This is a genomic window from Mesorhizobium sp. USDA 3734, assembly GCF_056279665.1.
In genome coordinates, this window is record NZ_JBWCCW010000001.1 from 7,114,801 (window position 1) to 7,137,506 (window position 22,706).

The window sequence follows — 22,706 nt, forward strand, 5'->3', positions numbered from 1 at the left end:
GTGATGGCACAAAGCAAATAGGAACGGTACGTTTCGTTTCCAGTCTTGGAGCAACGAGCTTGCCAAAATTGGTCTAAAGGCCTTGGCGTGTTACCGGCTGCCGAAGATCGCCGAACCGACCCGGACGCTGGTGGCGCCGAAGGCGATTGCCGTTTCGTAGTCGCCGGACATGCCCATCGACAGTTTGGCGACGCCAGCTTCCTTGCCGAGCTTCTCCAGCAAGGCGAAGTGCGGCCCGGGATTTTCGTCGGCCGGTGGGATGCACATCAGGCCTTCGATGGCGAGGCCATGCACGTCGCGGCAGCGGACGACGAAAGCGACCGCCTCGCGCGGCTCGATGCCGGCCTTCTGCGGTTCGGAGCCGGTGTTGACCTGGACGTAGAGTCTTGGTGCCCGCCCCTGCTTCGCGATCTCCTTGGCGAGTTCGGCGGCGATCTTCTCGCGATCGACCGTTTCGATGACGTCGAACAGCGCCACCGCTTCCCTGGCCTTGTTCGATTGCAGCGGGCCGATCAGATGCAGCTCGATATCCGGAAATGCATCCTTCAACGCCGGCCATTTGCCTTGCGCCTCTTGCACGCGATTCTCGCCGAAGATGCGCTGGCCGGCCTCGATGACGGGGCTTATCTCGGCGGCGTCAAAGGTCTTGGAAACCGCGACCAGCGTCACCGCGCCAGCCTCGCGACCGGCCTCGCGCTCAGCGGCGGCGATCTTCGCCTTGACCGCGAAAAACTGCTGAACGGCATCGCCCATATGCAAATCCTGCTGTTTTGGCCCGCGTTTTTGTCAGACGCGATACCCATATGGTTGACGGGTTTGCCAAACCATGGTGAACACCCGGACCACATTCCCTGAACTGCCGAGCTGTCGCCCGCGGTTCGCGCATGCTTTTAAGTGAAAAACGTCCCATGGCAACCGAACGATACAATCCGCGCGCGTCAGAACCCAAATGGCAGAAGGCCTGGGACGCCAAGAAGCTGTTCGAGGCGCATAATGACGATCCGCGCCCGAAATACTACGTGCTGGAGATGTTCCCCTATCCGTCGGGGCGCATCCATATCGGCCACACCCGCAACTACACGATGGGTGACGTGGTGGCGCGCTACAAGCGGGCCAAGGGTTTCAACGTGCTGCACCCGATGGGCTGGGACGCCTTCGGCATGCCGGCCGAAAACGCGGCGATGCAAAACAAGGTCCATCCCAAGGAATGGACCTACCAGAACATCGCCACCATGCGCGAGCAGCTCAAGGTCATGGGCCTGTCGCTGGACTGGGCGCGCGAATTCGCCACCTGTGACGTCGACTACTATCACCGCCAGCAGATGCTGTTCCTCGATTTCGTCGAGAAGGGGCTGGTGACGCGCAAATCCTCCAAGGTCAACTGGGATCCGGAGGACATGACCGTGCTCGCCAACGAGCAGGTGATCGACGGGCGCGGCTGGCGTTCGGGCGCGCTGGTCGAACAGCGCGAACTGACGCAGTGGTTCTTCAAGATCACCGACTTTGCGCAGGACCTGCTGGATTCGCTCGACGGTCTCGACGAATGGCCGGAAAAAGTGAAGCTGATGCAGCAGAACTGGATAGGCCGCTCGGAAGGCCTGCTGATCCGCTGGCCGCTGGCTGTTCCAGATGCTGGCAAGATTGGCAACGGCGAGCATGAGCTGGAAGTCTATACGACAAGGCCCGACACCATCTTCGGCGCTTCGTTCATGGCTGTCGCCGCCGATCATCCGTTGGCCAAAAAAGCCGCCGAGAGCAATCCGGCGTTGGCGAAGTTTATCGAGGAGGTCCGTCATATGGGCACCTCGGTGGCGGCGCTGGAGACGGCCGAGAAGAAGGGCTTTGACACCGGTATCCGTGTCGTCCATCCGTTTGACGATTCATGGACGCTGCCTGTCTACGTCGCCAATTTCGTGCTGATGGAATACGGCACCGGCGCCATCTTCGGCTGCCCGTCCGGCGACCAGCGCGACCTCGACTTCGCCAACAAATACGGCCTGCCGGTGATTCCGGTGGTGATGCCGGAAGGCGAGAATCCGGCGAGGTTCCAGATCATCGAAGAGGCCTATGACGGCGACGGCGTGATGATCAATTCGCGCTTCCTCGACGGCATGAAGCCGGACCAGGCTTTCGCCGAGGTGGCGAAGCTGCTGGAGCAGAAGACGATCGGCAACCGGCCGATGGCCGAGCGCAAGGTGAATTTCCGCCTGCGCGACTGGGGCATTTCGCGCCAGCGCTACTGGGGCTGCCCGATCCCGATGATCCATTGCGAGGATTGCGGGGTGGTGCCGGTGCCGAAGGCCGACCTGCCGGTCAAGCTGCCGGACGATGTCGATTTCGACCGGCCGGGCAATCCGCTCGACCGGCATCCGACATGGCGCCATGTGAAGTGCCCGCAATGCGGCAGGGATGCGCGGCGCGAAACCGACACGATGGACACGTTCGTCGATTCGTCCTGGTATTTTGCCCGTTTCACCGCGCCGTGGGCGCATGAACCGACCGATCCCATGGCGGCGAATGAATGGCTGCCGGTCGATCAGTATATTGGCGGCATCGAGCACGCGATCCTCCACCTGCTCTATTCGCGCTTCTTCACCCGCGCCATGCGTGAGACCGGCCATGTCGATCTGGCCGAGCCGTTCAAAGGCCTGTTCACGCAAGGCATGGTGGTGCACGAAACCTATCGCGTCGGCTCGGCATCGAACGGCCGCTGGCTGGCGCCCACCGAGGTCCGGCTGGAGGATGTCGACGGCAAGCGCAGCGCCATCGACATCGCCACCGGCGAGGCCGTCACCATCGGCCCGCTGGAAAAGATGTCGAAGTCGAAGAAGAACACGGTGAGCCCGGAAGACATCACCGATGGCTACGGCGCCGATACGGCGCGCTGGTTCATGCTGTCGGATTCGCCGCCCGAGCGCGATGTCGAATGGACCGACGATGGCGCCGCCGGCGCGCATCGCTTCATCCAGCGCATCTGGCGCCTGGTGTCGACGGCGGCCGAGACGCTGGCCGGCGTCAAGCCCGCGGCGGCCGGCAGCGGCGAGGCCGCGGTGGTTTCCAAGGCCGCGCACAAGATCCTGAAGGCGGTCGGCGAGGATATCGAGAAGCTCGCTTTCAACCGCGCCATCGCCCGCATGTACGAACTGGCCAACGCGCTGACCACGCCGCTCAACGAGGTGGCCGAAGGCAAGGCCGATGCAGCGCTGAAAGGCGCCTGCCGGCAGGCCGTGGAGATTCTCGTGCATCTGATCGCGCCGGTCATGCCGCATCTGGCCGAGGAGTGCTGGGAAACGCTCGGCGGCACCGATCTGGTTGCCGAACGGCCGTGGCCGGTCTTCGATCCGGCGCTGGTCGTCGACAACGAAGTCACCTATCCGGTACAGGTCAACGGCAAGAAGCGGGGGGATTTGACAATTGCCCGCGACGCGGACCAAGGTGCGGTCGAAAAAGCGGTATTGGCTCTCGACTTCGTGCAGAAAGCACTCGAAGGTAAGGCTCCGCGCAAGGTGATCATCGTGCCGCAGAGGATCGTCAATGTCGTTGCCTGAGCCGGAAAAGACAGAGCTGAGCCGTTTGCTGCGCCGCGTCGCGCTCGCCGGCTTGGTCAGCTCGCTTGCGCTTGTCTCGGCCTGCACGGTGCGGCCGCTCTATTCCAGTGCGCCGCTATCGGGATCGCAGGCCAGCGCCAGTGCCGAACTGGCGTCGATCGCCATCAAGCCGGTCGGCTCGCGTTACGGCCAGCAGGTGCGCAACAATTTGATTTTCGGGTTTGGACGAGGCGCCGGCGAGCCAGCCTCACCGGCCTATTCGCTCGCTTTAGGCGTGACCGAAGCCGTCGAGTCCTCGGCACTTGTGCAGGTCGGAACCGACCAGGACGAACCGACCGCCGGTTCCGTGACGCTGACCGGCACCTATACGCTGGCCGACGCAAAGACCGGTGTGGTGATCGCATCCGGCAAGCGTTCGATCACCTCGTCCTTCGACAGGCCGCGTCAGGAGTTCGCCGCATACCGGGCGCAGATCGACGCCGAGAACCGCGCCGCGCGCGAGCTGGCGGAAGCGCTTCAGCTGTCCATCGCCCAGGATCTGGTCAGGCACAGCAAGACGGCAGGCTAGCGCTGCTCATCGGCCTAGCGCACCAAGCATGATGGGATGATCGTGAGATCACGATCATGTTCCCCGAATCGAGATCGTCCGGCATCGCCGCGAAGATACGCCATCAGCCCCCAGCACAGCGAGCGCGCCACCAGCGTTTGCGCTGTAAGTTGACGATCCAGCCGCGTCGCTTGTCGACGCTGTCACGATAATTTTTGCTGCCTCAGGACCGTCGGCGATCCATCCGGGAAGCAACTGTTAACCACTCGCTCCCTATTGCTCGGCAGACATTGCAGAGTGAGTCTTGAGAATGGAAGCCAGGCGTTTTTCCCGGGTCAATTTGTCGAAGGCGGCATCGCCCGATGATCCCGAGGGGAAGTGTTTCGAAGGCATCGGCGTCAGGGGCGATCAGCGAATTTCTTCAGCCGCCACAGGCGCTCTTGATCGTCTGGCGCACAAGGGACTGGATAGCCGGCAGCCCGGCACACACCAGGCCGGCTATTCCGCACCGGTTGTCGATCTCGGCGGCAACAAGCGGCCCTATATGGAGCCCAGGGGTAGCGCGGAGGCGAGCAACACGCCCACGAAAATCGGCGATATCGAAAGTCCTGCCTGGCAGGAATATTTCTTCCTCGCACCCAACGTGCGTTTTACCCGCACGCCAGACTATGAGGCCAAGAAGAATCGTCCGCAGCACGAGCGCGTCGTCGAGCAAGGCAATGCAGACGCGCTCCCAACGCAGCAAGCAGTCGCGCAACCCATGGTCGATGAGGCATCCTCTACGCCCTCGCTCCTGGCGTTGCCGGCATCGGTGAAAAGCTCCGCCTCCCAGCCGCTGGCCGGCCGCGGAGCCGCCACGCACAGGTCGTCACCGCCGGCTGCGACTTTCGTTCCCCCGAGCCGCGCCAGAGAGAAGGCGCCAATCGTTGCGCCAATGACGACCGCAACGGGACGAGCCTCGGCGCGCGCGGTCGCCGCTCCGGGCGCCCAGATCAAACCGGCTGCTCCTGAAAAACTGCGCTGGCCCTATCTTTCGGATCACGCCTTCTTCGAGGCTATGGCGCCCTATCTGGTCGATATTTCATCCCAGGCCCGGCAGGCCAGCCCAACCTCGCCTGCACCGGTCGCCGCAGTGCTTGTCGCCGTTGCGCGGGTCGACATCCGCCCGCCGATAGCGGCCGATGCCACCTCGCTGTTTCGTGTTATCGAGTGCCTTCCGGGCCAGGCCTCGAAACCGTTGCCGGACGTTTTGCCGGCTAACTCTAACGAGGCTCTCGCTCAGCCTGAAGTACCAGCAAGCAACGCATCACTGCAGGCCCAGCCCGCTGCAATCCCCGCCGCAGCGAGCGATGCGGTGCCCGCCGTCGCAAGTGGAGACGCCACTGTCCGGGTCGCAGCCACGCGCCCTTCCTCGCGCCTGCCTCGGACCGGCAAAATCGGGCCATCAAAATCGGGCGATCCCTATGAGCTTCCCCCGGAAGACCTGTTGCAGCAGCCACCGGAGGGACAAGGCTTCTACATGTCGCAGGAGCGGCTTGAGCAGAACGCCGATCTGCTGGAGAGCGTGCTCGAAGATTTCGGCGTGCGCGGCGAGATCATCCATGTTCGCCCCGGCCCGGTCGTCACGCTCTATGAGTTCGAGCCGGCGCCGGGCGTCAAATCCTCCCGTGTCATCGGGCTTGCCGATGATATCGCCCGCTCCATGTCGGCGATTTCGGCGCGCGTCGCCGTCGTGCCTGGCCGCAACGTGATCGGCATCGAGCTTCCGAACGAGACCCGCGAAACCGTCTATTTCCGGGAGCTGATCGAATCGGAGGGCTTCCGCAAGACCAGCTGCAAGCTGGCGCTTTGCTTGGGCAAGACGATCGGGGGCGAGCCTGTTATCGCCGAGCTGGCGAAGATGCCTCATTTGCTCGTGGCCGGAACCACCGGCTCCGGCAAGTCGGTTGCCATCAACACCATGATCCTGTCGTTGCTCTACCGGCTGAAGCCGGAAGAATGCCGGCTGATCATGGTCGATCCCAAGATGCTCGAACTCTCCGTCTATGACGGAATCCCGCATCTCCTGACGCCCGTTGTCACGGATCCCAAGAAAGCCGTCACCGCGCTCAAATGGGCGGTGCGCGAAATGGAGGACCGGTATCGCAAGATGGCGCGGCTCGGTGTGCGCAACATCGACGGCTACAACGAGCGCGCCGCCCAAGCCCGCGACAAGGGCGAGACGGTTGTCATGACCGTGCAGGTAGGCTTCGAAAAGGGCACCGGAGAACCGCTTTTCGAGCAGCAGGAAATCGACCTTGCGCCGATGCCCTACATCGTCGTCATCGTCGACGAGATGGCCGACCTGATGATGGTTGCCGGCAAGGAGATCGAAGGCGCCATCCAGCGTCTGGCGCAGATGGCGCGCGCTGCCGGCATTCACCTGATCATGGCCACGCAGCGGCCCTCGGTCGATGTCATCACGGGCACGATCAAGGCCAATTTCCCGACCCGGATCTCCTTCCAGGTGACATCCAAGATCGACAGCCGCACCATCCTGGGCGAGCAGGGCGCCGAACAGCTGCTTGGCCAGGGCGACATGTTGCACATGATGGGCGGCGGGCGCATTTCCCGCGTGCATGGGCCCTTTGTTTCCGATGCGGAAGTCGAGCATGTCGTGGCGCATCTGAAGGCGCAGGGCCGCCCCGAATATCTGGAAACCGTTACAGCCGACGAGGATGAGGAAGAAATCGAAGACGACCAGGGCGCGGTCTTCGACAAGGGATCCGTTGCAGCCGAAGACAGCGATGCCGTCTACGATGAGGCGGTCAAGGTGGTGGTGCGCGACAAGAAGTGTTCGACGTCCTACATCCAGCGGCGCCTGGGCATCGGCTACAACCGCGCCGCATCCCTGGTCGAGCGCATGGAAAAGGAAGGATTGGTCGGCACACCCAACCATGTCGGCAAACGCGAAATCATCATGGGACGGCGCCAGCAGGCAACCGCGCCTGACGATGACAGCGCGGATTGACCGGCGGGCTCCTTTGGCGACGCGGTTTCGCCTGAAGCGCATTAAAAAAGGCCGGTTGCCCGGCCTTTTTTAATTGAAAGGGGTGCGTCCTCAGCCGATCTTCTGGCCGGTCTTTGCCCAGTCGGCGAGGAACTGTTCCAGGCCCTTGTCGGTCAGCGGGTGCTTGACCAAGGCCTTCAGCGTCGCCGGCGGCGCGGTCACAACATCGGCGCCGATCAGGGCTGCCTGCTTGACATGGTTCACGGTGCGAACCGAAGCCACGAGGATCTCGGTCTGGAAATCGTAATTGTCGTAGATCTGCCGAATCTCCTGGATCAGCTCCATGCCGTCCGCGCCGGTGTCGTCGACGCGGCCGACGAAGGGCGAGATGAAGGAAGCGCCGGCCTTGGCCGCCAGCAGCGCCTGGTTGGCCGAGAAGCACAGCGTGACGTTGACCATACGGTTCATCTCGGTGCGGATCGTCTTGCAGGCCTTCAGGCCGTCGAGCGTCAGCGGCACCTTGATGCAGACATTGGGCGCGATCTTGGCCAATATCTCGGCCTCCGCCATCATGTCCTTGAATTCGGTAGCCACGACCTCCGCCGAGACCGGACCTTTGACGATATCGCAGATCTGCTTGGTGACGTCGGCGATCTTGCCGCCCGATTTCAGGATCAGCGACGGGTTGGTGGTGACGCCGTCGAGCAGTCCCAGATCGTTCAGCTCACGGATATCCTTGATGTCGGCGGTGTCGACAAAAAATTTCATGGCGGGTCTCCTGAAGATTTTCATGTGCATGCCATGCACATTCGGGGTCGGCCTTTGATCTAGACCAAAGTCAGGGCAAGGTCACGCCTCATGATCGAAGATTCGCCCTTTGTCGCAGCCGCACCGGTGCTGGTGCCGATGCCCGCCGAACGCCCCTACACCTATGCCGTGCCCGCCGGCATGCGCGTGGTGCCGGGCTCGATCGTGCGCGTGCCGCTCGGCCCGCGCCAGGTCGCCGGCATTGTCTGGGATGGCGCGGTCGAGAAGATCGACGCGAAGAAGCTGCGACCCATCGAACAGGTCTTCGACTGCCCGCCGATCGACCGCGCCATGCGCCGCTTCGTCGACTGGGTGGCGCAGTACACGCTGTCGCCGCCAGGCATGGTGGCGCGCATGCTGCTTCGGGCGCCGGAGGCTTTCGATCCCGAACCGTGGATCGAGGGGCTGCAGCGCACGCTTCTCGTGCCCGACAGGATGACGAGTGCAAGGGAGCGCGTGCTGGAGACGGCCGAAGGCGGGCTTGCCTGGACGCGATCCGGCCTCGCGCATGCCGCGGGGGTGTCATCGACGGTGATCGACGGTCTGAGGGCGCAAGGCGTGTTCGAGACGGTGATGATCCCGCCCCGCCCGGTGGTGGCTGCGCCCGATTCCAGCTACGCCATACCGGAACTGATGCCGGACCAGAGCGACGCGGCGCTGATGCTGCGCGCCAATGTCGCAGCCGGCGTGTTCAACGTCGCGCTGCTCGACGGCGTCACCGGCTCGGGGAAGACGGAGGTTTATTTCGAGGCGGTGGCGGCCGCGCTCGACCAGGGCAAGCAGGTGCTGATCCTGCTGCCGGAAATCGCGCTGACGCATGCTTTTCTCGAGCGCTTCCAGCAGCGTTTCGGCGCCAAGCCGGGCGAATGGCATTCCGATCTGCCGCCGCGGATGCGCGAAAAAGTCTGGCGGCAAGTGGCGGAGGGCGGCGTGCGGGTCGTCGCCGGCGCGCGGTCGGCGCTGTTCCTGCCGTTCAAAGAGCTCGGCCTGATCGTCGTCGACGAGGAGCACGACCCTGCCTACAAGCAGGAGGACCGCGTCTTCTACAACGCGCGCGATATGGCCGTGGTGCGCGGCCATATCGGCAGCTTTCCGGTGGTGCTGGCGTCGGCGACGCCGTCGGTCGAAAGCCGGGTCAATGCCAGCCAAGGTAAATACAACAGAGCCGTTCTTTCTGCCCGTTTCGCCGAGGCTGCTCTTCCCCATCTGAAGGCGATCGACATGCGGCGCGCACCGCCGGCGCGCGGCGGCTTCCTGTCGCCGGTGCTGCTCGACCAGATGCGCCAGACGCTGGAGAGGAAGGAGCAGTCGCTGCTGTTCCTCAACCGGCGCGGCTATGCGCCGCTGACGCTGTGCCGGGTCTGCGGCCACCGCTTCGGCTGCCCGGTCTGCTCGGCCTGGCTGGTCGAGCACCGTTTTCGCGGCCAGCTCGTCTGCCATCATTGCGGGCACAATGAGCGCCGCCCCGAGGCCTGCCCGGAATGCGGCACGCTCGACCATCTGGTCGCCTGCGGGCCTGGTGTCGAGCGCATCGCGGAGGAGGTCGTCACGCATTTCCCCGACGCGCGCACCATCGTTTTGTCGTCGGACCTTATGGGCGGCGTGCGGCGGCTGCGGCTGGAGCTGGAGGCGATCGCCGATGGCGAGGCCGACATCGTTATCGGCACCCAACTCGTCGCCAAGGGCCACAACTTTCCCAACATGACACTGGTCGGCGTCGTCGACGCCGATCTCGGCCTTGCCAATGGCGATCCGCGCGCCGCCGAGCGCACCTTCCAGTTGCTCAGCCAGGTCACCGGCCGCGCCGGCCGCACCGGCAAGAAGAGCCTTGGCCTGCTGCAGACTTTTCAGCCCGACCACCCGGTGATGCGGGCGATCGTGTCGGGCGACGCCGAGGCTTTTTACGAGCGCGAGATTGCCGAGCGCGAACGGGCGGCGTTGCCGCCCTTCGGCCGGCTGGCAGGCGTCATCGTCAGCGCGGTGACGCGGGCGGAAGCCGAGGGCCATGCACGCGGCCTGCGCCGTGCCGCGCCCGAAGCGACAGATTTGTTCGTGCTGGGGCCGGCGGAGGCGCCGCTGTCCTTGCTCGGCGGCCGCCACCGCTTCCGCCTGCTGATCCAGGGCGAGCGGCGCGCCGACATGCAAGGGTTTATTCGCGCGATGCTGGCCAATGGACCGAAGCAGCGCGGCTCGGTCAGGGTGCAGGTCGACATCGACCCGCAGAGTTTTTTGTGAGTTGAACGCCGCCGGGCCACTCTCGGCGAATGGGTTCATCAATGCCGCTCAAAGTTCGACATCTCGCAATGGCGATTCGTTCCGCTCAAGTTCGATGCCGCCCGGATACCGAAGCAAAAGGTCCGCGAAGTTTTTCTGGCTGTCTTGCGGATAAAGCTTTCGCCCTTCGGCAACCGGGACGACCATGGCAGCCGGCTTGCCGTTTCTCGTAATGATGGTTGGTTCGCCGTTTCCCGCAGCCTCGACGATTGCCGAGAGCCCCACCTTGGCCTGCCGAAGCTCAATTGTTTTCACGACGACCTCCTTATGGTCTCATATGTTCATGATACCGGGGATTACCCAGGAAAAGGAACAGCCAATCATGAAAACCCTTGGCCTTCTGGGCGGCATGAGCTGGGAATCGACCGCCATCTACTATCGCCTGCTCAACGAGATCGTGCGCGAGCGGCTGGGCGGCCTGCATTCGGCGAAACTGCTGCTCTGGTCGTTCGACTTCGCCGAGATCGCCGAGCGGCAGCATCATGGCGACTGGGACGGCGCCGGCGTGCTTCTCGTCGAAGCGGCGCTCAAGCTCGAGGCCGGCGGCGCGGAAGGTCTGCTTTTGTGCACCAACACCATGCACAAACTGGCCGACCAGGTGCAGGAATCGGTGTCGATCCCGCTGATCCACATCGCCGACGCCACCGCGATGGCGGTCAAGCGCGCCGGCATGCAGCGCCCGGCGCTGCTGGCGACCCGCTTCACCATGGAGCAGGATTTCTACAAGGGCCGGCTCGCCGACAAATACGGCCTGCGGCCCGTGGTGCCCAATGCGGCCGGTCGCGACATGGTCCACCGTGTCATCTACGAGGAATTGTGCCAGGGCATCGTCACGGAAGCCTCGAAGGCGGCCTACATCGCCGAAACCGAACGCCTGCGCCGCGACGAGGCTGCCGACAGCGTCATCATGGGCTGCACCGAGATCACCATGCTCATCGGCCAGCAGGATTTCGACATCCCGGTCTTCGACACGACGCGCATCCATGCCGAGGCGGCGGTCGAATTCGCGCTTAGCTGATGCGCTTCTCCTAAAGTGCCTGATGCCATCTGGCGCGAGGGTTTTCCTCCGCTAGAATGCCCGGAATTTCAAAATCGGCATTTCGAGGGGACAAGATGGATTTTGCGCTTCCGTGGCCGACGAGCCAGGGCGAATGGCTGGCCTGGTCGAGCGCCGTCGTCACCGTGCTGCTCGGGCTTTTGTTTTTTCTGGCACCGAGCCTCGCCTTCCGTGCCCTGCGCTTGCAGGTCAAGCCCGAAAAGGCTGCGGCGATCGCCGAGGGGCGCGGCAGGATGTCGGGCTTCTATCTCGGCGTTGGCCTGTGCTGCATCCTGCTTGCGCAGCCGCTGATCTACATGGCGCTCGGCTTCTCCTGGCTGTTCACCGCCTTCGGCCGGCTGCTATCGATGATGTCGGATGGCGCCAACACGCCTTTCAATTGGGTTTCCATTGTGGTGGAATTGGTGCTGGCGGCATTGCCGCTCGCCTTTGCCTTCGGCTTTCTGCCTTGAATCGTTGGGTATTCCGCGATGCAAGACGGGTGACTTTCGCCGGATGCGACAATAGTGCCTGAAAACCATGCGGAACGACGCATTGCGGTCTTAAAATGCCTGTGCTAGACGGCAATCGACTTTCGGCCGGGGATAGCGGAAGCCGCGCCTCCGTGCTCGAAAAAATGCAGTAAGGTCAAAGATTTAGCCAGAGTTTTTGCTCGCGCCAACAATCTGCGGCCTGTCAGACAAGAGAAAAGACGGTCCGTGGCTCAATCGTCATCGCCAATCTCAGGTGTCGCAGAACGCTATGCGGGTTCGCTGTTCGAACTCGCCCTGCAGGCAAATTCCGTGGCCAAGGTCGAAGCCGACCTCAACAGTTTCGAAGCCATGCTCGCGGGCAGCGCTGATCTCACCCGGCTGATCAACAGCCCGGTGTTCTCCAGCGAGGACCAGGCAAAGGCCATCGCGGCGATCGCCGACAAGGCCGGGATCGCCGGCCTCACCGGCAATTTCCTGCGCGTCGTCGCCCGCAACCGCCGTCTGTTTGCCATTCCCGGCATGATCAGGGCATTCCGCCAGATCGCCGCCGAACATCGTGGCGAGACCGCTGCTGAAGTGACGTCGGCGCACGAGCTGACCGCTGCCCAGCAGACCGAACTCAAGGCGGCGCTGAAGAGCGTTGCCGGCAAGGACGTGGCCATCTCCGTCACCGTCGATCCGTCGCTGCTCGGCGGGCTGGTGGTCAAGATGGGCTCGCGCCAGATCGATACGTCGCTCAAAACCAAACTCAATTCGCTCAAGCTTGCACTGAAAGAGGTCGGCTGATGGACATCCGCGCCGCGGAAATTTCCGCAATTCTGAAAGACCAGATCAAGAATTTCGGCAAGGAGGCCGAGGTCTCCGAAGTCGGACAGGTGCTGTCCGTCGGTGACGGTATCGCCCGTGTCTACGGCCTCGACAATGTCCAGGCCGGCGAAATGGTCGAATTCCCCGGCGGCATCCGCGGCATGGCGCTCAACCTTGAAGCCGACAATGTCGGCGTCGTCATCTTCGGCGCTGACCGCGACATCAAGGAAGGCGACATCGTCAAGCGTACCGGCGCCATCGTCGACGTCCCCGTCGGCCCCGGTCTGCTCGGCCGTGTCGTCGACGCGCTTGGCAATCCGATCGACGGCAAGGGTCCGATCAAGGCAGTCGAGCGCAAGCGCGTCGACGTCAAGGCGCCCGGCATCATTCCGCGCAAGTCGGTGAACGAGCCGATGTCGACCGGCCTCAAGGCCATCGATGCGCTGATCCCGGTCGGCCGCGGCCAGCGCGAGCTGGTCATCGGCGATCGCCAGACCGGCAAGACCGCCATCATCCTCGATACGATGCTCAACCAGAAGTCGGTGCACGACAACGGCCCCGAAAAGGAAAAGCTCTACTGCGTCTACGTCGCCGTCGGCCAGAAGCGCTCGACCGTGGCGCAGTTCGTCAAGGTGCTGGAAGAGCGCGGCGCTCTCGAATACTCGATCATCGTCGCCGCCACCGCTTCCGATCCGGCGCCGATGCAGTTCCTGGCGCCGTTCGCCGGTGCCACCATGGGTGAATATTTCCGCGACAATGGCATGCACGCGCTGATCAGCTATGACGATCTGTCGAAGCAGGCCGTCGCCTATCGCCAGATGTCGCTGCTGCTGCGCCGCCCGCCGGGCCGCGAAGCCTATCCGGGCGACGTCTTCTACCTGCACTCGCGCCTGCTTGAGCGCGCCGCCAAGCTCAACGACGATCTGGGCGGTGGTTCGCTGACCGCCCTGCCGATCATCGAGACGCAGGCCAACGACGTGTCGGCCTACATCCCGACCAACGTGATCTCGATCACCGACGGCCAGATCTTCCTCGAAACCAACCTGTTCTTCCAGGGCATCCGTCCCGCGGTGAACGTCGGCCTGTCGGTCAGCCGCGTCGGCTCGGCCGCGCAGATCAAGGCGATGAAGCAGGTTGCCGGCTCGATCAAGGGTGAGCTCGCGCAGTACCGCGAAATGGCGGCCTTCGCGCAGTTCGGCTCGGACCTCGACGCCGCCACGCAGCGCCTGCTCAACCGCGGATCGCGCCTGACCGAACTCCTGAAGCAGCCGCAGTTCTCGCCGCTGAAGACGGAAGAGCAGGTCGCGGTGATCTTCGCCGGCGTCAATGGCTATCTCGACAAGCTGCCGGTCAACCAGGTCGGCAAGTTCGAGCATGGCCTGCTCAGCCACATGCGTTCGGCCGGCAAGGACGTTCTCGACGCCATCCGCAAGGAAAAGGCGCTGTCGGACGATCTGCGCGCCAAGCTGAAGGCCGAGATCGACGCTTTCGCCAAGACCTTCGCCTGAGCGAATTGCAAGACGGGATCAGGTTTGAAGCATGCCTTCATTAAAAGACCTTCGTAACCGTATCGCCTCGGTCAAGGCGACGCAGAAGATCACCAAGGCGATGCAGATGGTCGCCGCGGCGAAGCTGCGCCGTGCGCAAGAGGCTGCGGAGGCGGCGCGCCCCTATTCGGAGCGCATGGGTTCCGTGCTGGCCAACATCACCCAGGCAATCGGCGGCGGCGGCGATGCCCCGGCGCTGATGACCGGCACCGGCAAGGATGACGTGCATCTGCTCGTCGTCTGCACCGCCGAGCGCGGCCTGTGCGGCGGCTTCAATTCGCAGATCGCCCGCCTTGCCCGCGACCATATCCGCAAGCTTTTGGCGGACGGCAAGCAGGTCAAGATCATCTGCGTCGGCAAGAAGGGTTTCGACATCCTGCGCCGGGACTATGCCTCGATGATCATCGACCGCGTCGATCTGCGCGAGGTCAAGACGCTGCGTTTCGTCAATGCCGACGCGATCGCCAAGAAGGTCATCCACCTCTTCAACGAGGGCGGCTTCGACATCTGCACGGTGTTCTATTCACAGTTCAAGTCGGTGATCAGCCAGATCCCGACTGCGCAGCAGATCATTCCGGCCGGCCTGGCTTCGGCTCCGGCCGAGGCGATCGATGGCGGCAATGCCGTCTATGAATACGAACCGGAGCCGGGCGAAATCCTCTCCGATCTCATTCCGCGCAACATCTCCGTGCAGGTTTTCCGGGCGCTGCTCGAAAACGCGGCCGGCGAAATGGGCGCCAAGATGAGCGCCATGGACAATGCGACGCGCAACGCCGGCGAGATGATCAACAAGTTGTCGATCACCTACAACCGCCAGCGGCAGGCGCAGATCACCAAGGAACTGATCGAAATCATTTCGGGCGCCGAGGCGCTCTAGGCGCGGTTCGCGGGTTATCGACCCGCGACCGGACCGCGTGAGAAACAAAGGACGAAAAAGGGTAAAGACGATGGCGAAAGCAGCGACCCCCCAGAAGGCGGCCCCCAAGGCAGCAGCCGCGAAGACCGCAGCCCCCGCGAAGGCGGCGGCCAAGGCTCCAGTAGCGAAGGCGGCTCCGGCAAAGACGGCGGCAGCGCCCGCCAAGGCCGCGGCAGCCAAGACATCGGTTGTCGCCACCAAGGCAACCGGCGTTGTCGGCAAGGTTCGCCAGGTCATCGGCGCCGTCGTCGACGTGCAGTTCGGCGATCACCTGCCGGCGATCCTGAACGCGCTCGAGACCACCAATGTCGGCAATCGCCTGGTGCTCGAAGTTGCCCAGCATCTGGGTGAAAACACCGTGCGCTGCATCGCCATGGACTCGACCGAAGGTCTGGTTCGCGGCCAGGAAGTGCGTGACACCGGCGCGCCGATCACCGTGCCGGTCGGCCCGGGCATGCTCGGCCGCATCATCAACGTCATCGGCGAGCCGGTCGACGAAGAAGGCCCGGTCGACGCGACCGAAATGCGCTCCATCCATCAGCCGGCTCCGACCTATGTCGAGCAGTCGACGGAAGCACAGATCCTGATCACCGGCATCAAGGTGCTCGACCTGCTGGCTCCTTACGCCAAGGGCGGCAAGATCGGCCTGTTCGGCGGCGCCGGCGTCGGCAAGACCGTGCTGATCCAGGAACTGATCAACAACATCGCCAAGGCGCATGGCGGCTATTCGGTGTTCGCCGGCGTCGGCGAGCGCACCCGCGAAGGCAATGATCTCTATCACGAGTTCATCGAATCCGGCGTCAACAAGAAGGGCGGCGGTGAAGGCTCCAAGGCGGCACTCGTCTATGGCCAGATGAACGAGCCGCCGGGCGCGCGTGCCCGCGTCGGCCTGACCGGCCTGACGGTCGCCGAATATTTCCGCGACCAGGGCCAGGACGTGCTGTTCTTCGTCGACAACATCTTCCGCTTCACGCAGGCGGGTTCGGAAGTGTCGGCTCTGCTCGGCCGTATCCCGTCGGCCGTGGGCTATCAGCCGACGCTCGCCACCGACATGGGCGCCTTGCAGGAACGCATCACCACCACCACCAAGGGCTCGATCACGTCCGTGCAGGCCATCTACGTGCCGGCCGACGACTTGACCGATCCGGCGCCGGCGACCTCGTTCGCCCACCTTGACGCGACGACGACGCTCAACCGCGCCATCGCCGAAAAGGGCATCTATCCGGCCGTCGATCCGCTGGATTCGACCTCGCGCATGCTCGACCCGCTGGTCGTCGGCGACGAGCACTACGGTGTCGCGCGCCAGGTGCAGTCGATCCTCCAGCGCTACAAGTCGCTGCAGGACATCATTGCCATCCTGGGCATGGACGAGTTGTCGGAAGAGGACAAGCAGACGGTCGCCCGCGCCCGCAAGATCGAGCGCTTCCTGTCGCAGCCGTTCTTCGTCGCCGAAGTGTTCACCGGCGCCCCGGGCAAGCTGGTCGACCTCGCCGACACCATCAAGGGCTTCAAGGGCCTCTGCAACGGCGACTACGATCACCTTCCGGAAGCTGCCTTCTACATGGTCGGCGGCATCGAGGAAGCGGTCGAGAAGGCACAGCGCCTGGCGGCTGAAGCGGCGTAATCAAGCGAATAGCGAATAGGGAGTAGCGAATAGGGAATATGGGCCGGCGAATTCTTCTTCTAACGTTCGCTATTCGCTATTCGCCATTCGCTAAATTGATCATGGCTGAAGCTTTCAAGTTCGAACTGGTCTCGCCGGAGCGCCTGCTTGTTTCCGAGCAGGTCGAATCCGTCGTCATTCCGGGCGCCGAAGGCGAGATGACCGTGATGGCGCATCACGCTCCGGTCATGACCACGATCAAGCCGGGTGTCGTCACGGTGAAGACCGTGGCGGGCGGCGAAGAGCGCTATGTGGTGTTCGGCGGCTTCGCCGACATCGTTCCGGCCGGCTGCACGCTGCTGGCGGAATCGGCTGTCGCGGTGAAGGATGTCGATCGCGCCGATCTCGCGCGCCGCATCCAGGAAGCTAGGGAAGATGCAGCAGACGCCAAGGACGACCAGGCCCGCAGCAAGGCGGAACAGTTCCTTAGCCAGCTCACGACGCTGGAAGGCGCGATCCTACCGGCCTGAAGTCTGCTTCAGATGTTTTGATGAAAAAGCGGGGCCTTGCCTCGCTTTTTTGTTTGTCTGTTAGAGACCCAAGGCAGCGAAGGCAGCAGCCGGTCCGCCCCGGCGCAGCTGTTCAAGATGGGCGGTCGTGAAATCCATCAGCCTTTCGCGCCCCGGCTCCCTCTTGGCGAAGCCAGCCAGATCAAAAACCGACGCGACGGTTTCGGCGGCCGACAGGTGCCGGGTGCCGAGTGCGGCCAGTGCTGAGTCAAGCGGATCGGTGAAATGGCTCTCCGGCAAGGTCTTGCCGCGTGCCTCGCAGGCCGCGATCCAGGCCGCCACAACCAGCGTCAAGTGCTCGGGCAGTGCGCCGGCTTCGATGCGCTCAATGGCGGAGGCGACAATGCGCTGCGGCAGTTTCTGGCTGCCGTCATTGGCGATCTGCGCCGTGCGGTGGGCAAGTGCGGTGTTTGAGAAGCGCTCGGCCAGCTCGGCGGTATAGGCGCTTGTATCGAGCCCGGCGTCGTCCGGCAGCGTCGGGATGGCTTCGGCCCAGAGCGCATCGACAAAGGCTCTTATCGCCGGATCGGCGAAGGCGCGGTCGACGGTGGCGTGACCGCTGAGCAGGCCGAGATAGGCGATGGCCGAATGCGAGCCGTTGAGCAGCCTGAGCTTCATGTCCTCGAACGGCCTGACGTCGTCGACCATGGTGACGCCGAACTGTTCCAAGGCCGGACGGCCGCCTGGGAAATTGTCTTCGACCACCCATTGGCAGAACGGCTCGGTCATGACCGGCCAGGCGTCCTCGACGCCGAGTTCTTCCGCGATCCGCGCCCGGTCGGCATCGGTGGTTGCCGGCACGATGCGGTCGACCATGCTTGAGGGAAAGGCGACTTGATGGGCGATGTGGTCGGCGATTCCGGCGTCGCCCTTCACGCCAAACTTGACGTCGCGCAATTCGGCAAATTCGATCAGCAGCCGGTGCAGCGTCGCGCCGTTGGCGGGAAGATTGTCGCAGCACAGCACGGTGAAGGGCGGTGTGCCGGCGGCGCGTCGCTGGGCAAGCGCTTCGATCAGAAAACCATGCGCCGTCTTCGGCACGTCCCCATTTGCCAGATCATGGAGGATATCGGGATGAGCGGTGTCCAGTCCGCCGCCCGCTGCCCTCAGATAGGCTTTTTCCGTGATGGTCAGCGTGACGATGCGGGTGCGCGGATCGGCCAGCGCGGCCAGCACCGCGCCGGGGTCTTCCGGCGCCACCAGCATCGCGCCGATCGAGCCGATGACGCGAAGCTTCTCCTCGCCGCTGCTCCTGATCGCCAGCGTGTAGAGCCCGTCCTGCGGCGTGAGCGCGTCGCGCGTGTCGGCGCTGCGCAGCGAAACGCCTGTTATGCCCCAGCCTGTCTCGCCAGCCGCCAGGCAATCGTCGACATAGGCTGCCTGATGCGCGCGATGGAAGGCGCCGACACCGAGATGCACGATGCCTGGGACAACCTTGCCGCGATCATATCCGGGGATTGCGACCCCTCCTGGCAGCTGTCGTAACGTGGTGTCGGACAAATGGTTGCTGGTCATCACATCACAGGGGCTGAGGGCTTTGGGCGAAGATGTCCCGGCTCGGCGGACGACAAGCGGCCTAACATCTGTTCCGATCCGCCGCAAGGATGCCTGTTTGTGAGCCCACGTTGACATCGCTTTTGCCCGAACGTACCGATGTTCAACCTGGAAGGAGCCGCCTTTCCCATGGTCGCGCTGATCGATCCGGACCTGCTGTTTCCGCCTGAAGCGCAGTTGCGCTCACTTGCCCGCGACCTCTATGCCGGCGTCAAGGATCTGCCCCTTGTCAGCCCGCATGGTCACACCGATCCGCGCTGGTATGCGCTGAACGAGCCGTTCCCGGATCCGGCGCAACTGCTCATCGTGCCGGATCACTATATTTTCCGCATGCTGTTCAGCCAGGGTGTCCGGCTCGAGGATCTCGGCGTGGCGACACTGGACGGCGCACCGGTGGAGACCGACGGCCGGACGATCTGGCGGCGTTTTGCCGAGAATTACTTTCTGTTCCGCGGCACGCCGACCCGGCTGTGGTTCGATCATGTTCTCGCCCATCTGTTCGGTATCGAAGAGCCATTGAGTGCCAGGACGGCCGATGGCCACTACGATACCATCGCGACGCTGCTGCAGTGGGAGAATTTCCGTCCGCGCGCGCTGTTCGAGCGCTTCAACATCGAGGTCATCGCGACGACGGAAGGCGCGCTCGACGATCTCAGATGGCACCAGATGATCCGCGACAGCGGCTGGCAGGGCCGCGTTGTCACCGCCTACCGCCCGGACGCGGTCGTCGATCCCGATTTCGAAGGGTTTTCAACCAATCTCGACCGGCTCGGCGAGATCACCGGCTGCGACACCGGCAGTTGGGGTGGCTATCTCGATGCGCATCGCCAGCGGCGCGCCTTCTTCAAAAGCTTCGGCGCGACATCGTCCGACCATGGCCATCCGACAGCCGAGACCGCCAATCTTTCGGATGCCGCAGCCGAAGAGCTGTTCAATCGCGTCCGCCGTGGTTCCGACGATGAGCGCGAACGAAAACTGTTTCGCGCCCAGATGCTGACCGAGATGGCCAAGATGAGCCTCGATGACGGTCTGGTCCTGCAAATCCATCCCGGTTCCCAGCGCAATCACTCACGCGCCGTCTTCGAGAAATTCGGCCGTGACAAAGGTTTCGATATTCCGACCAGAACGGACTATGTGACGGCGCTGAAGCCGCTGCTGGACTGCGTCGGGCTGGAGCGCGACCTGACCGTCATCCTGTTCACGCTCGACGAGACCAGTTATGCGCGCGAACTGGCGCCGCTCGCCGGCGTCTATCCGGCGCTCAAACTCGGGCCGGCCTGGTGGTTCCACGACAGCCCGGAAGGCATGCGCCGGTTCCGCGAAATGACGACGGAAACGGCCGGCTTCTACAACACGGTCGGCTTCAATGACGACACGAGAGCCTTCCCCTCGATACCGGCGCGCCACGATGTGGCGCGTCGCGTCGACTGCGCCTTCCTGGCGCGTCTCGTTGCCGAGCACCGGCTGCGCGAAGACGAGGCGCATGAGCTGGCGCGGGAGCTTGCCTATACACTCGCCAAGAAGGCCTATCGGCTCTGAAGCGTGCCGGCGCGATCGACATTGGCCAGACAATTGCGATGAGGAGATGACGATGACCGCAAAGATTTTCGCGCATGCCGGCGAGGGCGCCTGGACGGCGACGCCGGATGGCAACAGGCGGCGCGTTCTCCTGCACACCGATGAGTTGATGCTGGTCGAATTCGGCTTCGACAAGGGTGGCGTCGGTGCCCTGCATTCGCACCCGCATGTCCAGGCAAGCTACGTTGCCGAGGGCCGCTTCGAGGTGACCATCGACGGCCGGACGGAAATCCTCGAGACGGGCGGCAGCTTCATCGTCCCGTCCGGTCTGGTGCATGGCGTCAAGGCGCTGGAAGCAGGGCGGCTGGTCGACAGCTTTACGCCGCACCGGGCCGATTTCCTCGGCTGAGCGAGCGGGATCAATGCACGCCAGAAGAAGCCCGCGCTGCCTTGTTCCAGCACACCTCGCAAACGAAAAAACCCTTGTCTGCGAAGTGGCGCGGGCCTGTTGCCTAAGCCCTTTGGCGCCGCAGTACTCTGACCATCACCGCAGGATGCGCAGTGATTCGTCACTTATATCGACGTCTCTTGGGACATCTTGCGATCAGTGAATTGCTACTTTTTGGTTGGGTCGTCTGCCGGGTTGACGTAGGTAATCGCGAAAGGTCCCTCGCCGTGAACCTGGACAATCGTATCGCTTGTCGTCCACGCGAAGTGATTCATTCCAGTCGGGGCAACGCCGAAGCCGCCAGCCGTCAGTTCGATCCCCTTCGCCTCGTCGAGTTTGTCGCCCATTCCGATATGAAAGTTGCCGGAAATCACGGTCACATATTCCGAAGTGGGGTGGTTGTGCGCTGGAATTTTGTAGCCTGCTGGCATCTTCAGCCGCAGCACATAGATGCCGTCCTTTGAAGGATCGCCTGCAAGAACCGCGATCTGTGCGCCGGCTGGAAGGACAGCAGGAGCGGGACCCCACTTGATTTGGTCGGCATTTATCGGCGCGTCGTGGGCAAATAGGGGCGCTGTTCCAACAAGCAGAAGTGCAAGTGTGCAGACAAGTTTCAACATCCTGGTGTCTCCATTTGGTTCGCAGAAAGGTCGTGTCTTTACCAAAGCTCGAGGGCTGATAAGATCGGGCATCGGGTGATGCGGGATTAATCTGTCGAGCTGCAGCGTTCTGGAGGTGTAGACGCCAGACTTTAGGTTCAGCAATGATTGCAGCATCGGATTTACATGCAGAGACGCCGGACCACGGGCCTCCGGTCGGGCCTGACCTGCTGTCGGAAATGCTGAAAGCCGTAAGGCTGACCGGCTCCGTTTTTTTGAATGCCTGCTTTAGTGCGCCGTTCGGCGTTGTGGCCCCGAAATACTACGACCCGGTCAGCCCCATGGCGTATCTGCGCCACATCAGCATTTTTCATTTCATCGTAGCTGGCAACTGCACTTTCGAGGCAGGAAATGGCGAGCGGCGAGAAGTCACTGCTGGCGATCTGTTGTTCCTGCCATTCGCCAGCCATCACAGGTTTTGGAAGGGTGAGCCGCTGGTGATGGCCGCAGCCGAAGACATCGTTCAGCCCGGTCGGATCGAAGGGATGTGGACTGTCAATTATGGCGGCGGCGGTGACGAACTGCGTATGGTCTGCGGCTTCCTTGAGTCTTCGGAATTCCTGTTCGCGCCGGTGTTTCGCACGCTTCCGGCGCTCATCGTCGAGAAGATGTCGGTGGACAGGGTTGGCGCCCTGATCGCCTCAATTGTGCAGGAAATCGATTTGCACGTCGAGGCTGCGGCGCCGGGTTCACAAGCGATGCTCGGAAGACTCATGGAGCTTTTGTTCGTCGAATTGCTGAGGCGCCATGTCGCCCGGCTTCAACCCGGCTCAAAGGGTTGGTTCGCGGCGCTAAACGATCCGATTGTCGCAAGGACTCTGCAGCTTCTCCACGCCGATCCAGCGCGCCACTGGACCGTCGCCCAGATTGCCGACAAGGTTGGCTCATCGCGCACGATCGTTGCAGAGCGCTTCAACGCGCTGCTCGGTCGCCCGCCAATCGAATACGTGACGAGTTGGAGGATCCAACTCGCTGGGGAGCGTCTGCGTTTCGGCCACGAAAATCTCGCAAGTATCGCTGCCGGCGTGGGCTATCAATCCGAGGCCGCATTCAGTCGCGCCTTCAAACGTGTCACCGGGATCACGCCGGGAAAATGGCGAGAACGGACCGGCTCCCTTGCGGGTTTTGCCATAGGGTCTGCTTCGCCCCAGGCCGCTTCGAGGTGACCATCGACGGCCGGACGGAAATCCTCGAGACGGGCGGCAGCTTCATCGTCCCTTCCGGTCTGGTGCACGGCGTCAAGGCGCTCGAAGCGGGGCGGCTGGTCGACAGCTTTACGCCGCACCGGGCCGATTTCCTCGCCTAGCCAAGGGTGGAGATCGAGCAGGGAAGACCCGCGCCCCAAAGAGGCGCGGGTTGTTGCCTGGGCGCTTGTGGCGCCGCGGTACTC

General features: G+C 63.2%; 19 protein-coding genes and 1 pseudogene. 15 read left to right on the forward strand and 5 right to left on the reverse strand.

The annotated features are described in order from the left end of the window. Nucleotides 1-90: 90 nt before the first annotated feature. On the reverse strand, nt 91-753 hold the full coding sequence (locus tag ACZ89F_RS34120; RefSeq protein ID WP_476096628.1) for a YggS family pyridoxal phosphate-dependent enzyme: 663 nt from the start codon (nt 751-753) through the stop codon (nt 91-93). 155 nt (nt 754-908) lie between these two features. On the opposite strand from ACZ89F_RS34120, the gene leuS reads away from it, so the two are divergent. The 3 genes from leuS (at nt 909) to ACZ89F_RS34135 (ending at nt 7,105) form a co-directional block, all read left to right on the forward strand. Then, nucleotides 909-3,548: a leucine--tRNA ligase gene (leuS, locus tag ACZ89F_RS34125; protein ID WP_476096629.1), complete on the forward strand. Its 2,640-nt coding sequence runs from the start codon at nt 909-911 to the stop codon at nt 3,546-3,548. Beyond that, nucleotides 3,535-4,116 carry an LPS assembly lipoprotein LptE gene (locus ACZ89F_RS34130; protein WP_476096630.1) on the forward strand — a complete coding sequence of 194 codons (582 nt, stop codon included), beginning with the start codon at nt 3,535-3,537 and terminating at the stop codon, nt 4,114-4,116. The genes leuS and ACZ89F_RS34130 overlap by 14 nt, the downstream gene beginning before the upstream one ends. Nucleotides 4,117-4,405: 289 nt before the next feature. Next, a complete protein-coding gene (locus tag ACZ89F_RS34135) occupies nt 4,406-7,105 on the forward strand; it encodes a DNA translocase FtsK (protein ID WP_476096631.1) in 2,700 nt (899 codons plus the stop codon). Nucleotides 7,106-7,195: 90 nt separating this feature from the next. Here ACZ89F_RS34135 and fsa read toward each other — a convergent pair whose 3' ends face one another. Next, complete coding sequence (gene fsa / locus ACZ89F_RS34140) at nt 7,196-7,852, reverse strand: fructose-6-phosphate aldolase (protein ID WP_476096632.1); 657 nt, start codon at nt 7,850-7,852, stop codon at nt 7,196-7,198. 90 nt (nt 7,853-7,942) lie between these two features. On the opposite strand from fsa, the gene ACZ89F_RS34145 reads away from it, so the two are divergent. Further along, the gene (locus ACZ89F_RS34145; protein WP_476096633.1) at nt 7,943-10,126 is read left to right on the forward strand and encodes a primosomal protein N'; all 2,184 of its coding nucleotides are present in this window, start codon (nt 7,943-7,945) and stop codon (nt 10,124-10,126) included. Between the two features lie 48 nt (nt 10,127-10,174). Here the strand turns inward: ACZ89F_RS34145 and ACZ89F_RS34150 are convergent, their stop codons facing one another. Then, complete coding sequence (locus ACZ89F_RS34150; RefSeq protein ID WP_476096634.1) at nt 10,175-10,420, reverse strand: type II toxin-antitoxin system Phd/YefM family antitoxin; 246 nt, start codon at nt 10,418-10,420, stop codon at nt 10,175-10,177. A 67-nt stretch (nt 10,421-10,487) separates the two neighbouring features. Between ACZ89F_RS34150 and ACZ89F_RS34155 the strand changes: the two genes are divergently transcribed. The 7 genes from ACZ89F_RS34155 (at nt 10,488) to ACZ89F_RS34185 (ending at nt 17,098) form a co-directional block, all read left to right on the forward strand. Continuing rightward, nucleotides 10,488-11,183, forward strand: coding sequence for an aspartate/glutamate racemase family protein (locus tag ACZ89F_RS34155; RefSeq protein ID WP_476096635.1), 696 nt, complete (start codon nt 10,488-10,490; stop codon nt 11,181-11,183). Nucleotides 11,184-11,278: 95 nt separating this feature from the next. Continuing rightward, complete coding sequence (locus ACZ89F_RS34160; RefSeq protein WP_109664413.1) at nt 11,279-11,674, forward strand: AGROH133_08824 family phage infection protein; 396 nt, start codon at nt 11,279-11,281, stop codon at nt 11,672-11,674. Nucleotides 11,675-11,920: 246 nt separating this feature from the next. Continuing rightward, nucleotides 11,921-12,481: a F0F1 ATP synthase subunit delta gene (locus ACZ89F_RS34165; protein WP_056586145.1), complete on the forward strand. Its 561-nt coding sequence runs from the start codon at nt 11,921-11,923 to the stop codon at nt 12,479-12,481. Next, complete coding sequence (atpA, locus tag ACZ89F_RS34170; RefSeq protein WP_023811756.1) at nt 12,481-14,010, forward strand: F0F1 ATP synthase subunit alpha; 1,530 nt, start codon at nt 12,481-12,483, stop codon at nt 14,008-14,010. The genes ACZ89F_RS34165 and atpA overlap by 1 nt, the downstream gene beginning before the upstream one ends. Before the next feature lie 31 nt (nt 14,011-14,041). Next, nucleotides 14,042-14,926, forward strand: a complete 885-nt coding sequence (locus ACZ89F_RS34175) for a F0F1 ATP synthase subunit gamma (protein ID WP_476096636.1) — start codon at nt 14,042-14,044, stop codon at nt 14,924-14,926. 70 nt (nt 14,927-14,996) lie between these two features. Then, entirely contained in the window at nt 14,997-16,589 is a 1,593-nt protein-coding gene (atpD, locus tag ACZ89F_RS34180; protein ID WP_476096637.1) for a F0F1 ATP synthase subunit beta, read from the forward strand. A 101-nt stretch (nt 16,590-16,690) separates the two neighbouring features. After that, complete coding sequence (locus ACZ89F_RS34185) at nt 16,691-17,098, forward strand: F0F1 ATP synthase subunit epsilon (RefSeq protein ID WP_476096638.1); 408 nt, start codon at nt 16,691-16,693, stop codon at nt 17,096-17,098. Between the two features lie 60 nt (nt 17,099-17,158). Here ACZ89F_RS34185 and ACZ89F_RS34190 read toward each other — a convergent pair whose 3' ends face one another. Continuing rightward, nucleotides 17,159-18,652 carry a mannitol dehydrogenase family protein gene (locus ACZ89F_RS34190; RefSeq protein WP_476096639.1) on the reverse strand — a complete coding sequence of 498 codons (1,494 nt, stop codon included), beginning with the start codon at nt 18,650-18,652 and terminating at the stop codon, nt 17,159-17,161. Nucleotides 18,653-18,820: 168 nt separating this feature from the next. Here ACZ89F_RS34190 and uxaC point away from each other — a divergent pair, with 168 nt between their 5' ends. Then, complete coding sequence (uxaC, locus tag ACZ89F_RS34195) at nt 18,821-20,230, forward strand: glucuronate isomerase (RefSeq protein WP_476096640.1); 1,410 nt, start codon at nt 18,821-18,823, stop codon at nt 20,228-20,230. Between the two features lie 52 nt (nt 20,231-20,282). Next, nucleotides 20,283-20,618: a cupin domain-containing protein gene (locus ACZ89F_RS34200; RefSeq protein ID WP_476096641.1), complete on the forward strand. Its 336-nt coding sequence runs from the start codon at nt 20,283-20,285 to the stop codon at nt 20,616-20,618. A gap of 206 nt (nt 20,619-20,824) precedes the next feature. Here the strand turns inward: ACZ89F_RS34200 and ACZ89F_RS34205 are convergent, their stop codons facing one another. Next, nucleotides 20,825-21,277, reverse strand: coding sequence for a cupin domain-containing protein (locus tag ACZ89F_RS34205; RefSeq protein WP_476096642.1), 453 nt, complete (start codon nt 21,275-21,277; stop codon nt 20,825-20,827). A 143-nt stretch (nt 21,278-21,420) separates the two neighbouring features. Here ACZ89F_RS34205 and ACZ89F_RS34210 point away from each other — a divergent pair, with 143 nt between their 5' ends. Then, on the forward strand, nt 21,421-22,482 hold the full coding sequence (locus tag ACZ89F_RS34210) for an AraC family transcriptional regulator (protein WP_476096643.1): 1,062 nt from the start codon (nt 21,421-21,423) through the stop codon (nt 22,480-22,482). After that, nucleotides 22,461-22,622: pseudogene (locus tag ACZ89F_RS34215) on the forward strand (cupin domain-containing protein); the annotation flags it as partial. The gene ACZ89F_RS34210 and the pseudogene ACZ89F_RS34215, both read left to right, overlap by 22 nt. Between the last annotated feature and the right edge of the window lie 84 nt (nt 22,623-22,706).

Coding starts and splice junctions, on each gene's coding strand:
- ACZ89F_RS34120 (WP_476096628.1), bottom strand. CDS start 753: ATGGGCGATGCCGTTCAGCAGTTTTTCGCGGTCAAGGCGAAGATCGCC.
- leuS (WP_476096629.1), top strand. CDS start 909: ATGGCAACCGAACGATACAATCCGCGCGCGTCAGAACCCAAATGGCAG.
- ACZ89F_RS34130 (WP_476096630.1), top strand. CDS start 3,535: ATGTCGTTGCCTGAGCCGGAAAAGACAGAGCTGAGCCGTTTGCTGCGC.
- ACZ89F_RS34135 (WP_476096631.1), top strand. CDS start 4,406: ATGGAAGCCAGGCGTTTTTCCCGGGTCAATTTGTCGAAGGCGGCATCG.
- fsa (WP_476096632.1), bottom strand. CDS start 7,852: ATGAAATTTTTTGTCGACACCGCCGACATCAAGGATATCCGTGAGCTG.
- ACZ89F_RS34145 (WP_476096633.1), top strand. CDS start 7,943: ATGATCGAAGATTCGCCCTTTGTCGCAGCCGCACCGGTGCTGGTGCCG.
- ACZ89F_RS34155 (WP_476096635.1), top strand. CDS start 10,488: ATGAAAACCCTTGGCCTTCTGGGCGGCATGAGCTGGGAATCGACCGCC.
- ACZ89F_RS34160 (WP_109664413.1), top strand. CDS start 11,279: ATGGATTTTGCGCTTCCGTGGCCGACGAGCCAGGGCGAATGGCTGGCC.
- atpA (WP_023811756.1), top strand. CDS start 12,481: ATGGACATCCGCGCCGCGGAAATTTCCGCAATTCTGAAAGACCAGATC.
- ACZ89F_RS34175 (WP_476096636.1), top strand. CDS start 14,042: ATGCCTTCATTAAAAGACCTTCGTAACCGTATCGCCTCGGTCAAGGCG.
- atpD (WP_476096637.1), top strand. CDS start 14,997: ATGGCGAAAGCAGCGACCCCCCAGAAGGCGGCCCCCAAGGCAGCAGCC.
- ACZ89F_RS34185 (WP_476096638.1), top strand. CDS start 16,691: ATGGCTGAAGCTTTCAAGTTCGAACTGGTCTCGCCGGAGCGCCTGCTT.
- ACZ89F_RS34190 (WP_476096639.1), bottom strand. CDS start 18,652: ATGACCAGCAACCATTTGTCCGACACCACGTTACGACAGCTGCCAGGA.
- uxaC (WP_476096640.1), top strand. CDS start 18,821: ATGGTCGCGCTGATCGATCCGGACCTGCTGTTTCCGCCTGAAGCGCAG.
- ACZ89F_RS34200 (WP_476096641.1), top strand. CDS start 20,283: ATGACCGCAAAGATTTTCGCGCATGCCGGCGAGGGCGCCTGGACGGCG.
- ACZ89F_RS34205 (WP_476096642.1), bottom strand. CDS start 21,277: ATGTTGAAACTTGTCTGCACACTTGCACTTCTGCTTGTTGGAACAGCG.
- ACZ89F_RS34210 (WP_476096643.1), top strand. CDS start 21,421: ATGATTGCAGCATCGGATTTACATGCAGAGACGCCGGACCACGGGCCT.